A 12,937-nucleotide genomic window follows, 5' to 3' on the forward strand; every position below is an offset into this window, starting at 1 on the left:
GAACGCAGCGACGGCCCGCCCCCGGAGTCCGGGGACGGGCCGTCGCGGTGCTGGGCCGGGGGTCAGAACCCCTGGGCGATCCGGTAGTACACCTGGTTCCAGCGCACCTGGTCGCGGAAGCCGCGGCGCGTGGTGTGCTCGTCGATCACCAGCAGCTCGGTGCCGGCGATGTCCGCGTAGATCTCGAACGCCTCGACGCCCGCCGCGGTCGACATGACCGTGTGGTGCGCGCCGCCGGCGGTCAGCCAGGCCTCCGCGGACGTGGCGAAGTCGGGGCGGGGCTCCCAGACGGCGCGGGCGACCGGCAGCTTCGGCAGCTCGTGCGTCGGCGGGACGACGTCCACGACGTTCGCGGTCATGCGGAACCGGTCGCGCATGTCCGCCAGGGACACCACGACGGCCTCGCCCGGGTCCGCGTCGAACACCATGCGGACCGGGTCCTCCTTGCCGCCGATGCCGAGCGGGTGGATCTCCACCTTCGGCGTCGACGTCGTCAGCGACGGGCAGACCTCGAGCATGTGGGCGCCGAGGATCTTCTCCTGGCCGGGCGTGAGGTCGTAGGTGTAGTCCTCCATCAGCGACGCGCCGCCGGGCAGGCCCTCACCCATGACCTTGGCCGCGCGCACCAGGACGGCGGTCTTCCAGTCGCCCTCCGCGCCGAAGCCGTAGCCCTTCGACATGAGGCGCTGCACCGCGAGGCCCGGGAGCTGGCGCAGGTCGCCCAGGTCCTCGAAGCTCGTCGTGAACGCCTTGGCGCCCAGGGACGTCAGCAGCGTCTCGAGGGCGGCCTCCTGGCGCGCGGCGTACCGCAGCGACTCGTGCCGGTCCCCGCCGCGGCGCAGCTCGGCGTCGACGTCGTACAGGTCCTCGTACTCCGCGACGAGCGCGTCCACATCCGCATCGGCCACTGCGTCGACAGCGGCGACCAGGTCGTTGACGCCCCACGTGTTCACCGAGACGCCGAACCGCAGCTCGGCCTCGGTCTTGTCGCCCTCGGTGACCGCGACGTAGCGCATGTTGTCGCCGAACCGGGCGAGCTTCAGCTCGTGCGTGGCGGCCCAGCCCGCAGCCGCGCGGACCCACGTGCCGATCCGCTTCGTGACGGCCGGGTTGGTCGCGTGGCCGACGACCGTCGTGCGGGCGACGCCCAGGCGCGCCGCGATGTACGCCCACTCCCGGTCGCCGTGCGCGGCCTGGTTGAGGTTCATGAAGTCCATGTCGATGCTGTCCCACGGCAGCTCGACGTTGGCCTGGGTGTGCAGGTGCAGCAGCGGCTTGCGCAGCGCGTCCAGGCCGGCGATCCACATCTTCGCGGGGCTGAAGGTGTGCATCCAGGTGATGACGCCCAGCACGCGGTCGTCGGCGTTCGCCTCGAGGGCCGCCCGGCGGATGGCGCCGGAGTCCTTGAGCACCGGCTTCCACACGACGCGGACCGGCACGTCGCCGGCGGCGTCGATGACGCGGGCGACCTCCTGGGACTGCTCGGCGACCTGGCGCAGGGTGTCCTCGCCGTACAGGTCCTGGGAGCCGGTGAGGAACCAGACCTCGCGGTCGGCGTACGGCTTGGTCATGCGTCCTGCTCCTTCGTGGTCGTGGCGGCGGCGCTCTGGCCGTAGACGTTCTGGTACCGGGCGTACAGCGAGTCGATCTGCTCCTGCGGGATCGGCAGCGGCTCGCCGAGCTGGCGGGAGATGTGCACGGTGCGCGCGACCTCCTCGACCATGGCGGCGGCCTTCACCGCGGCCTTGCCGTCCCTGCCGATCGTGAAGGGGCCGTGGTTCCGCATCAGCACGGCCGGGCTGCGGGAGTCCCGCAGGGTCTCGACGATGCCGCGGCCGATGGAGTCGTCGCCGATGAGGGCGAACGGGCCGATCGGGATGTCCCCGCCGAACTCGTCGGCCATCATCGTCAGCACGCACGGCACCGGCTCGGCGCGCGCGGCCCAGGCCGTCGCGTACGTCGAGTGCGTGTGCACGACGCCGCCGACGTGCGGCATGTGCCGGTACACGTAGGCGTGCGCGGCGGTGTCGGACGACGGCGAGCGGGTCCCGTCGACGAGGTTCCCGTCGAGGTCGCAGACGACCATCGACTCCGGGGTGAGCTCGTCGTACGTCACGCCCGACGGCTTGATGACGAACAGGTCCGCGTCGGACGGCGCGCCGTCCGGGGCGACCGGCACGCGCTGGGACACGTTGCCGGCCGTCCACACGATCAGCTCCCAGCGCGGCAGCTCGGCGTGCAGGGCCGAGACCACCTCGCGGGTGCGCGCGACGGCGTCACGCACCTCCGCCGGGTAGTCGGCCAGGGTGGTGGACATGCGGGGGCCTCCTGGGGTCGTGGGGTGGTGCCGGGACGTGCCGGGTCAGATCGCGGCCGCGGCGGCGCGCTCGACCGCGAGCCCGGCCTGGTAGCGGTCGAGGAACGCGGCGAAGCCGGCCACGTCCCCGGCGTCCGGCTGCGCGACGTCCAGCGCCGCGTCGCCGAACACCCGCTCGGACAGGTACGCGTCGAGCGGCTGCTCCCCGGCCGCGCCGAGGTACGCCGCGAGCACCGCGATCCCCCAGGCGCCGCCCTCGGCCGCGGTCTCGCCGACCGCGACGGGCGCGCCCGTGGCCGCGGCGAGCAGCCGCTGCGCGACGCCGGTTGTCTTGAACATGCCGCCGTGCGCGAACATCGCGTCGATCTGGACGCCCTCGCCGGTGAGCACCCGCATGCCGAGGGCGAGGGTGCCGAACGCGGACAGGATCTGGGTCCGCATGAAGTTCGCCAGCGTCAGGCGGCTGCCCGGCGTCCGCACGACGAGCGGCCGGCCCTCGTCGAGGCCGGTGATCGGCTCGCCGGACAGGTAGTTGTAGGCCAGCAGGCCGCCGCCGTCCGCGTCGCCGTCGAGCGCCGCGCGGAACAGGGTGCCGAACACCTGGTCCGGGGTCGCGGTCGCGCCGAGGGCGCCGGCGAACTCGCCGAACAGGCCCGCCCAGGCGTTCAGCTCGGACGCGCCGTTGTTGCAGTGCACCATCGCGACGAGGTCACCGGCCGGGGTCGTGACCAGGTCCAGCTCGTGGTGCACCCGCTCCAGCGGCCGCTCGAGCACGACCATCGCGAAGATGCTCGTGCCCGCGCTGACGTTGCCGGTGCGCGGGGCGACGGAGCTCGTCGCGACCATGCCGGTGCCGGCGTCGCCCTCCGGCGGGCACAGCGGGGTGCCCGGGCGCAGCGTCCCGGACGGGTCGAGGAGCGCCGCGCCCCGCTCGGTCAGCGCGCCCGCGTCCTGCCCGGCGACGAGCACCTGCGGCAGCAGGTCGGCCAGGCGGGTCCCCGGCCGGCGCGGCGCCACGAGGGCGTCGAACTGCGCGAGCATGCCGGCGTCGTAGTCCCGCGTCGCCGGGTCCACCGGGAACATGCCCGACGCGTCGCCGACCCCGAGCACGTGCCGGCCGGTCAGCTGCTCGTGCACGTAGCCCGCCAGCGTGGTGAACGAGGCGACCTGCGGCACGTGCGGCTCCTCGTCGAGCACCGCCTGGTAGAGGTGCGCGACCGACCAGCGCAGCGGGATGTTGTAGCCGAACAGCTCGGACAGCTCCGCGGACGCGCGGCCCGTCGAGGTGTTCCGCCAGGTCCGGAACGGCACCAGCAGCTCGCCCGCGGCGTCGAAGGCCAGGTAGCCGTGCATCATCGCCGACACACCGATCGCGCCGACCCCGGCCGCGCCCGGCCGCACGCCGTGCCGCCGCTCGACGTCGGCGAGCAGGTCCGCCACGGCGGCGCGCAGGCCCTCCCACACGGCGTCCAGGGAGTACGTCCACACGCCGTCGACGAGCTGGTTCTCCCACTCGTGGCTGCCGCTCGCGAGCGGGGCGTGGTCCGGGCCGATCAGGCAGGCCTTGATCCGCGTGGACCCGAGCTCGATGCCGAGCGAGGTCCGGCCCTCGGTGATCGCCGTGACCGCCGCCCGTGCGGCGTCGTCGTGCTGCTCCTGCGCCATCGCGTGTGCTCCGTCCTCCGGCCGGGCTGCGCTGCCCGGGGCCTGCGTGCGTCCGTCCGGCGCGCACCCGTCCGCGGCGCCGGTCACCGTTGTTCATGTTAGCGCTCACACGGCGCGGCGCCAACCCGCCCCGGCCACCGGCGGCACCGCCGCAGGCCAGCGCCTCGCGGGCCGCCGCGGGCCGCCGCGGGTCACCCGTCGCCGGCGCCGGGCGACGGCGACGGGCGAGGGGGCATGGGGCGTGCACCGGGGGCATGCCGCAGGGTGCCCCGATGACCGGAAGGCGCCCCGGACGCACGGGCCACGGCCTCGAACCGGGCGGCACGGGGCGGGCGGGCGACCGGCGCGCCGCCTGCGCGGGGTCAGCGGGGGGCGGCGGTGCTCGCGCGCGGGACCAGGGTGGCCGGGAGGAGCGTGCGGGGGACCTCCTCGCCCGCGAGGGCGCGGACCAGCGCGGCGATCGCGGAGCACCCGAGCGCCGGGAAGTCCTGGCGGACGGTCGTGAGCGGCGGCACGAAGTACGCGGCGCCGGCCTCGTCGTCGAACCCGACCACGGACACGTCCTGCGGGACGCGGACGCCCCGCTCCCAGAACGCCCGGAGCATCCCGAGAGCGAGCTGGTCGTTCGCCGCGAACACCGCGGTCGGCAGCCCGGCGTCGGCCAGGCGCAGGCCCTCGCGGTAGCCGGACTCGGCGGACCAGTCGACCTCGACCGGGTCGGGGGCTCCGACGCCCGCCGCGGCGCACGCCTCGCGCCATCCGGCGAGGCGCTCCTGCGCGTCGAACCAGTCCTGCGGGCCGGCCAGGTGCACGACCTCGCGGTGCCCCAGGCCGATCAGGTGCCGGGTCGCGGCGCGGGCGCCCTCGCGCTGGTCGACGCCGACGGACACGATGCGCGCGTGCTCGGCGCCGGGCTCCACGGGCTCGCCGGAGGTGACGGTCACGACGGGCACCGGCGCCGCGGACGCCGCGACGGCCTCGGCGACGTCCACCTGCGGCACGATGATCGCGATGCCCTCGACGGCCTGGTCGAGGAAGTGGTCCAGGGCTCCGCGCAGGGTCCCGGCGTCGAACCGGTCGATCGCCGCGACGCTCACCCAGTAGCCGACCTCGCGGGCCGCGCTCTCCAGGCCGAGCAGCGTGCTGGTCGGGCCGTGGTGCGCGGACGAGGTGGTGACGACGCCGAGCGCGCCGGTGCGGCGGGTGACGAGGGCGCGGGCGGCGCTGTTCCGGCGGTAGCCGAGCTCGGCGATCGCGGCGAGCACGCGCTCGCGGGTCTCGGGCCGGACGCTGGGGTGGTCGTTCAGCACGCGCGAGACGGTCTGGTGCGACACGCCCGCGAGGACGGCGACGTCGCTCATCGCGGGCGGACGGCGGACCGCCGGCGCGCCGGCCACGGCGGGTCCTACCGCTCCGCGCCGGGGGCGGGGAGGGCGGCGGCACCGAGGGCGGCCGACCGGTCGTGCGCGGCGCGGGCGGCGGCGACGACCCCGGCGCGGACGCCGTGCGCGTCGAGCTCGGCGACCGCGGCGACGGTGGTCCCGCCCGGCGAGGACACGCGCTCGCGCAGGACCACCGGGTGGTCGCCGGTGGAGGCGGCCAGCGCCGCGGAGCCCTCCACGGTGGCCACAGCGAGCCGCGTCGCGAGGTCCCGCGTGAGCCCGAGCAGCACGCCCGCCTCGGCCATCGCGTCGATGAGGTAGAACGCGTACGCCGGGCCGGAGCCGGAGATCGCCGTGACGGCGTCGAGGTCCTTCTCGGGCACCCGCACGACGAGGCCCGTCGCGGCGAGCACCCGCTCGGTGAGCGCGAGGTGCTCGTCGGTCGCGCGGGCGCCGGGGGCGATGGCGCTCGCGCCCTTGCCGACCAGCGCGGGGGTGTTCGGCATGACCCGGACGACCGGGGTGCCCTCGGGCAGCGCCGCCTCGTAGACCGCGAGCGGCACGCCCGCGGCGACCGACACGACGAGGGTCCCGGGCCGCAGCCGCGGCGCGATCTCGGCGAGCACCTCGGGGACGACCTGCGGCTTCACGGCGACCACGACCAGGCCGGCGCGGGAGGCGGCCTTGCCGTTCGGGTCGGCGGCGCGCACGCCGTACCGGCCGGACAGCTCGGTGGCCCGGGCGGCGGAGCGCTCGGTGACGTCGACGTCGTCCGGCGTCCAGCCCGCGGCGAGCAGCGCCGTGATCAGGGCCTCGCCCATGACGCCGCCGCCGAGGACCGCCGCGTGGGGTCGTGCCGTGGTGTCGGACATGCGCGCGCTCCTCGTGCCGGTGGTCGCGGCCGCTCGCACCGGCCGTCGGTGGGCGAGCCTAGTCCGGCCGACGCGGCACCCGGGCGGACGCGCAGGCGCCCGGGCCGGTCCGAGCAGGGGGATGCGGACCGGACCGGGCGCTGCCGGTGGGACGGGTCAGGACCCCGGCGGGGCCATCATCTGGCCGCCACCGGTCTGACCGCCCGGGACCATCATGCCGCCTCTGACCTGATCAGGGGCCTGATCCGACGACCCACCCAGCCCGGACAGCCCCGTGCCGGACGTCGCGTCGTCGGTCGTCATCGCCTGGCCGAGGTCCGCCAGGACGACCTCGTCGCCCTCGGCCAGCCCGTCGGCGATCTCGGTGCGCTCCGGGCCGACGGCCCCGCGCTCGACCTCGACCTCCTCGACCGTCCCGTCCCGCAGCACCTGCACGGTGGCGGTGCCGCCGTCCAGGTGCACGGCGGACGACGGGACCGTGAGCGTCGCGTCGGACGCCGCGACGGCGATGGAGACCTGCGCGGAGGAGCCGTCGAACAGCGCGGCGTCGCTCGGGTCGAGCGCGATGTCCACCGTGTACGAGGGGTCGGACGACGTCGTGGACGCGTTGAGCAGGCCGATGCCGGTCACGGTCCCGGTGAGCTCCTCGTCGGTGCTGCCCGCGCGGACCTGCGCGCTCTGCCCGACCTCGACCAGGTCCACCTGGCTGAGCGACACCGTCGTGGACACCGTGTACCCGTCCTCGCCCAGGACCGTGATCACCGACGTCGTGGAGGATGCCTCGACGGCGTCGCCCGCGGCGATCGCGACGGACGCGACCGTGCCGGCGATCGGGGTCGTGAGGTCGACCATCCCGAGGGCGCTCTGCGCCACGGCGAGGTCCGCCTCGGCCTGGTCGATCGCGGCCTGGTCGGCGAGCAGGTCCGCCGCCGACGCGACGGTGCTGCCGCCGGCCCCGCCCGTGCTGCCGGTGCCGCCGGTGCCGCCCGTCGTGGGGGCGCCGGTCGCGGTCTGCGCGGTCGCGGACTGGTCCGTGCCGGTCGTGGCCGTCGTGCCCGTGTCCGCGAGCGTGGTCGTGCCGGGCTCGGTCGTGGCCCCGGGCGTGGTCGTCCCCGAGCCCCCCGACGCGCCCGACGCCCCCGAGGCCGCCGCGAGCGCCCGCAGCGCCTCCAGCACCGCGGCGTCCAGGTCGGTCGCCAGCGACGCCAGCGCGGTCTGCGCCTCGTCGACCGCGGTCTGCGCGGCGAGCACCGCGGACGTCGCGTCCTGGCACGCGGCGAGCTCCTCGGTGCCCGGCGTGGCGGTGCCGGTGCCCTCGTCGGCGGCGACGCCCTCCGCGTCCGCCGTCTTCGTGGCGTCCGGCGTCGTCGCGTCGGGCGTCTCGCCGCCGAGGTCGAGCTCGAGGAACACCTGGCAGGTGTCCTGCGCCGCCGCGACGGCGTCGGTGGCCGTGGCCAGCGCCGCCCGGGCCGTCTCGTGCTGCGCGAGCAGCGCCTGCTGCGCCGCGGTCACGGCGGCGACCGCGGCGGTCACGGCCGGGTCGGTCGCCCCGCCGCCGGAGCCGCCGGAGCCGTCGGAGCCGCTCGAGCCGCCGGTGCCGCCCGAGGTCCCGGTGTCCGGGGTGACGGCGCCCGTCGTCGCGCCCCCCGCCGACGACGAGGACGACGAGCTCGACGACGACGACGCGCTCGACGACGACGTGCTCGTCGAGGTCTGCGACGCGATGTCGTCCTCGAGCCGCTGCTGCGCGTCCGCGACCGCCTGCTCGGCCTCGTCCACGGCGTCCTGCAGCGACGCCGGGTCGAGCGACGCGAGCACCTGGCCCGCGGCGACGGTGTCCCCGACGGCGACGGCGACGCTCCCGACCGTGCCGGCGACGGAGAACGACCGGTCCGCGCGCCCCGCGGACGCGACGGTCCCGGTGGTGTCGACGGTCTGCTCCACGGTGCCGAGCTCGGCGGTCGCGGTGCGGTACCCCGGCCCGCCGGAGCGGCCGAGCGCGAACGCGACCCCGCCGCCGGCGAGCAGCAGCGCGAGCGCTCCCGCGGTCCCGCCGACGACGAGCCGGCGCCGCCGGGTGCGACGGGCGGCCCGGGCGGTGGCCGGCGACGCCGGGGCGGCGGGCCGGAGCCGGCGGCGGGCGAGCCGGCGCAGGCTGTCACGCATCGGCGGCCTCCTCGTCCTGGCCGGGCGCCCCGCCGGGCATCCCGCTGCCGCGGCGCGCGAACCCGGTGGAGCAGCCGTCGTCGCCGGCGTCCGACACGGTCAGCGAGGTCGCGGCGACCTTGCCGGAGTCGTCGGCCTCGCCCTGCGCGGCGACGCACCGGCCCACGGCGAGCGCGGACGCGTCGGCGGCGACGGTGGTTGTGTAGGTGGTGGCGTCGTCGACGGTGACCGTGGTGGTCGTGGCGTCGTCGGCGCCGGGGACCGTCTGCTCGACGGTGATCGTCGTGCCGTCGACGGCCGTGACCAGCCCCGCCGTCACGGCGGACCCGCCGAACCCGCCCTCGGGCAGGTCGGTGGGCGCGCCGTCCGGCATCGACCCGCCGGGACCGCCGGACGGCATGTCGGTCGGCATCCCGTCGGGCAGGTCCGCGCCCTCGGGCAGGTCCCCGGCGTCGGGCCGCTGACCGCCGCCCCCGCCGAAGCCGCCCGCGCACGACCCGTCCTCCGCGGCCGTCACGGCGACGGAGGTCGCGGCCGTCCCGGAGTCGTCCGCGCCGGAGACCACCACGCAGGACCCCGCGGCGACGTCGGACAGCGCGCCCGCCACGGTCTGCGTGATCGTCGTCGCGTCGTCCCAGGTGACGGCCGTCTGCCCGTCGTCCCCCTGCACCTGGAGCAGCGCGTCGGACACCGCGGCGATCTCGCCGGTGACGCCGCCGCCCCCCGGCATGCGGCCGGAGTCCTGGGCTGCCGCGGGCGCCTGGCTGGCCTCCGCGGTCGCGGCGGTGTCGTCGGAGCCCGAGCCGGTGCAGGCGGACAGCAGGGCGAGCAGCGCGACCGCGGCGGGCAGCGCCGCCAGGCGGGCGGGGGTGGGGGTCATGTCGTTCCTCCGGGGGGTGGTCGCGCGGGTCACTCGGACCTCAGCGCGTCGATGGGGGCGAGCCGCGCGGCCCGGGTGGCGGGGTAGACGCCGAACACCAGGCCGATCGCGAGGGCGACCGCCACGGACCCGGCGACGGCGGCGCCGGACACGACGATCGAGGTGTCGAGCACGCCGGGCAGCAGGGTCGCGGCGAGGATGCCGAGCACCGCGCCGAGCACGCCGCCGGCCAGGCCCAGCACGGCGGCCTCGACCAGGAACTGCCGGCGGATGGCCCACGGCGGGGCGCCGAGCGCCTTGCGCAGCCCGATCTCCCGGGTCCGCTCGGTGACGGACACGAGCATGATGTTCATGACGCCGATGCCCCCGACCAGCAGGGAGAGCGCCGCGATGCCGGTGAGCAGCACGGTGAGCGTCCGGTAGACCGAGGTCGCGGTGCTGACCAGGGAGTCCTGGCTGTCGATCGTGAAGTCCGCGGAGTCCGCGTCGGTGATGCCGTGCAGGTTCAGCAGCAGCGTCTGCGCCTCCTGGTAGGCGGCGGAGAGCTGGTCGGCGGACGCCGCCTGCACGTAGATCGTCGTGAGCGAGCTGCGCGTCAGTCCGCCCGACACGGTGTCCGCGGCGGTGGTCAGCGGCACGACCACCACGTCGTCGAGGTCGCTGTCCGTGCTGGACCCCGCCTCGGCGAGGACGCCGACGATCGTGAACGGCGTGCCGGCGATCGTGACCTGCTGCCCGACGACGCGGGTGGTGCCGAACAGCTCGGTGGCGGTCGTCGCGCCGACCACCGCCACCGCGGCGCCGTCCGCGTCGTCCTCGGCCGTGAAGAACTCGCCCGACGCGACCGTCCGGGAGCGCACCTCCGGCCAGTCGACCGTGGTGCCGACGACGCTGGTGGTCCAGTTCGTGTCGTTCGCCTCGACCGACAGGGTCGTCTCCTTCTCCGGGGCGACCGCGCCGACGTCGGGGGCGTTCACCGAGGACGCCAGCGCCTCCGCATCGGACCGGGTCAGGGTCGCGCCGCTGCCGAAGCCGCCGCGCACCCCCTCGGAGTCGGTCGACGACCCGGGCGTGACGATCAGCAGGTTCGAGCCGAGCGAGCTGATCTGCTCGCTGACGTCCTTCTGCGTGCCGAGGCCGAGCCCGACGGTGAGGATCACCGCGGCGATGCCGATGAGGATGCCCAGCACCGTCAGCAGCGAGCGGAGCTTGTGCCCGCGCACGGCCGACCAGCCGGTGCGCAGGGTCTCGGACCAGGTCATCGCGGGTTCACCTCGTCGGACTGGATGAGGCCGTCCCGCACGAACACGATCCGGCGCGCGTGCTGCGCGACCTCGAGCTCGTGGGTGATCAGCACGATGGTGCGGCCCTGGGCGTGCAGGTCGTCGAGCAGGGCCAGCACGTCCTCGGTGGAGGCGGAGTCGAGGTTGCCGGTCGGCTCGTCCGCGAGGATCAGCGCCGGCTCGCCGACCAGCGCCCGCGCCACGGCGACCCGCTGCTGCTGGCCGCCGGACAGCTCGCCCGGCCGGTTGTCCAGCCGGTCGCCGAGCCCGACCCGCTCCAGGGCGGCGACCGCCCGGGCGCGGCGCTCGGCGGCCGGCACGCGGCCGTACACGAGCGGCAGCTCGACGTTCCGCCACGCGGGCAGCGACGGCAGCAGGTGGAACTGCTGGAACACGAACCCGAGCCGGCGGTTCCGGACCTCCGCGAGGTCCTCCTCGTCCAGGTCCCCGACGTCCTCCCCCGCGAGCCGGTACGTCCCGGCGGTCAGCACGTCCAGGCAGCCGACGATGTTCATCAGCGTGGACTTGCCGGACCCGGACGGCCCCATGATCGCGACGTACTCGCCCGCGTCGATGCTCAGGTCCACCCCGCGCAGCGCCTCGAACTCGATGCTGCCGGTGCGGTAGGTCTTGCGGGCGCCCGCGAGCTCGATGACCGGGGCGCCCTCGTCGGCCGCCGTCGCGGGGGCCCGGTCCAGCACGGCCTCAGCCATTGCCGCCGCCCGGCATCTGCCCGCCCGGGAAGCCGCCTGAGAAGTCCGGCATCTCGCCGGAGAACTGCGGCATCTGGCCGCCCTGCTCGTCGCTGTCGGCCGAGCCGGTGGACCGCGGGCTGAAGGCGGTGACCAGCACCTCGTCGCCCTCGGCGAGCCCCGCGGTGATCTCCACGAGGTTGCCCGAGGTCGCGCCGACGGTGACCTCCGTGGTGACCTGCTCGCCGTCCGCACCCTCCTGCGTGACGACGGACCGGCCGTCCTCGGTGGTCACCGCCGCCGTGGGCACGGTGAGCACGTCGGTGCGGCGCTCGTAGACGATCTCCACGTCCGCCGACTCGCCGTCGTGCAGCCCCTCCGGGGACCCGGTGACCTCCACGGTCACCGGGTACGCCGCGACGCCGGACGTGCTGGTGGACAGCAGGCCGATCTCGGCGACCGTGCCGTACACCGGGTCCGTGGCGCCGTCGACGGTGATCTCCGCCTGGTCGCCGACCTCGATCAGCGCGACGTCGGACTCGCCGACGGTCACCGCGGTCTGCCAGGCGTCGGTGCCGACGATCGTGAACTGCGCCGTGGTCGTCCCGGTGCTCCCGGTGCTCCCGGTGCTGCTGCCCGTGGACGAGCCGTCCGGCCCGGCGCCGCTCGACGAGCCGCCGGACACCGCGTCCCCGACCTCGAGGCCCACGGCCGTGACCAGACCCGCGACGGGCGCGGTGAGCGTCGCCCCGGCCCGGTCGGCCTCCGCGTCCTCGACCGCCGCCTGCGCCACGTCGACCTGCGCGGCCAGCGCCGTGACCTGCGCGTCCGACGCGCTCGACCCGTCCGCCTCGTCCTGCGCGTCCGACAGCGAGGCCTGGGCGCTCGCCAGGTCGGCCTTCGCGGCGAGCAGTGCGGCGTCGAGCTGGAGGGTGTCCACGGTCGCGAGCTGCTGGCCCGCCGCCACCGTGTCGCCCGCGGCCACGTCCACCGAGGTCACCGTGCCGGACACGTCGAAGGACACGTCCTCCTGCACCGACGGCGTGAGCGTGCCGGACGCCGACACCGAGCTCTGGATGGTCGTCAGGCTCGCGGCGACCGCGGTGGTCGTCGACTCCGGGGTCGTGGCGGCCTGCGCCGGCTCCTCCCGGAGCGCGAGCAGGTACCCGCCCGCTCCCGCGACGCCGACCATCAGCACCAGGGTCAGCACCCGCACCCAGCGGGCGCGCCTCCACAGCGACAGCATGTTCTCCCTCACGACGATCCAGCGCGGTATCGCGGCTGGTCAGACCGTAGGGAGGGCGCCTGGAGCGGTCGTAGCACCCACCTGTGCGCAGCCTGAGCGCGGGGGCCCGGTGCGGTGCGTCGGGCTCGGTGACGTCGGGCTGGGTGACGTCGGGCTGGGTGACGTCGGGCTTGGGAGCGTCGGGCATAGGGGCGTCGGGCGCGGGCGGGAGGCGTCAGGCGTCAGGCCCGCGGCCGTGGGGCGTGAGAGACGAGGCGTGAACACGGTGTGCACGAGCGCGGGCCAGGGACGTCTACCGGAGACGTGGACACCGTGGCGCGGAGGTACCAGGTGTCCACGGTCCGACAAGGGGGGGCTCGGGGGGACGCGTGCACGCGGGGTACGCGGTGTCGACGCGGCGCGGTGGACGCTCGACCCCGTGACGTCGAGCACGG

10 protein-coding genes are annotated in these 12,937 nt (G+C 76.0%); all 10 read right to left on the bottom strand.

Annotation, left to right across the window (positions count from 1 at the left end; genetic code table 11):
- Nucleotides 1-62: 62 nt before the first annotated feature.
- Entirely contained in the window at nt 63-1,571 is a 1,509-nt protein-coding gene (araA, locus tag HNR08_RS05845; RefSeq protein WP_146833818.1) for an L-arabinose isomerase, read from the bottom strand.
- On the bottom strand, nt 1,568-2,317 hold the full coding sequence (locus HNR08_RS05850) for an L-ribulose-5-phosphate 4-epimerase (protein ID WP_146833815.1): 750 nt from the start codon (nt 2,315-2,317) through the stop codon (nt 1,568-1,570). Before HNR08_RS05850 ends, araA begins: the two co-directional genes overlap by 4 nt.
- A gap of 45 nt (nt 2,318-2,362) precedes the next feature.
- Complete coding sequence (locus HNR08_RS05855) at nt 2,363-3,982, bottom strand: xylulokinase (protein WP_146833812.1); 1,620 nt, start codon at nt 3,980-3,982, stop codon at nt 2,363-2,365.
- A gap of 362 nt (nt 3,983-4,344) precedes the next feature.
- Nucleotides 4,345-5,379 (bottom strand): LacI family DNA-binding transcriptional regulator, encoded by a 1,035-nt coding sequence (locus HNR08_RS05860; protein WP_307724243.1) that lies wholly within the window; start codon nt 5,377-5,379, stop codon nt 4,345-4,347.
- A gap of 8 nt (nt 5,380-5,387) precedes the next feature.
- On the bottom strand, nt 5,388-6,236 hold the full coding sequence (gene proC / locus HNR08_RS05865; protein WP_146833806.1) for a pyrroline-5-carboxylate reductase: 849 nt from the start codon (nt 6,234-6,236) through the stop codon (nt 5,388-5,390).
- A 156-nt stretch (nt 6,237-6,392) separates the two neighbouring features.
- Nucleotides 6,393-8,402 (bottom strand): efflux RND transporter periplasmic adaptor subunit, encoded by a 2,010-nt coding sequence (locus HNR08_RS05870; protein WP_146833803.1) that lies wholly within the window; start codon nt 8,400-8,402, stop codon nt 6,393-6,395.
- Nucleotides 8,395-9,282, bottom strand: coding sequence for a DUF5666 domain-containing protein (locus HNR08_RS05875; protein WP_146833799.1), 888 nt, complete (start codon nt 9,280-9,282; stop codon nt 8,395-8,397). Before HNR08_RS05875 ends, HNR08_RS05870 begins: the two co-directional genes overlap by 8 nt.
- 29 nt (nt 9,283-9,311) lie before the next feature.
- A complete protein-coding gene (locus tag HNR08_RS05880) occupies nt 9,312-10,544 on the bottom strand; it encodes an ABC transporter permease (protein WP_146833796.1) in 1,233 nt (410 codons plus the stop codon).
- Nucleotides 10,541-11,278 carry an ABC transporter ATP-binding protein gene (locus HNR08_RS05885; RefSeq protein ID WP_146833793.1) on the bottom strand — a complete coding sequence of 246 codons (738 nt, stop codon included), beginning with the start codon at nt 11,276-11,278 and terminating at the stop codon, nt 10,541-10,543. The genes HNR08_RS05880 and HNR08_RS05885 overlap by 4 nt, the downstream gene beginning before the upstream one ends.
- Nucleotides 11,271-12,515 carry an efflux RND transporter periplasmic adaptor subunit gene (locus HNR08_RS22230; RefSeq protein ID WP_276509339.1) on the bottom strand — a complete coding sequence of 415 codons (1,245 nt, stop codon included), beginning with the start codon at nt 12,513-12,515 and terminating at the stop codon, nt 11,271-11,273. The genes HNR08_RS05885 and HNR08_RS22230 overlap by 8 nt, the downstream gene beginning before the upstream one ends.
- Nucleotides 12,516-12,937 lie beyond the last annotated feature (422 nt).

Origin of the sequence: Cellulomonas hominis (genome assembly GCF_014201095.1) — a bacterium.
Taxonomy (GTDB): Bacteria; Actinomycetota; Actinomycetes; order Actinomycetales; family Cellulomonadaceae; genus Cellulomonas; species Cellulomonas hominis.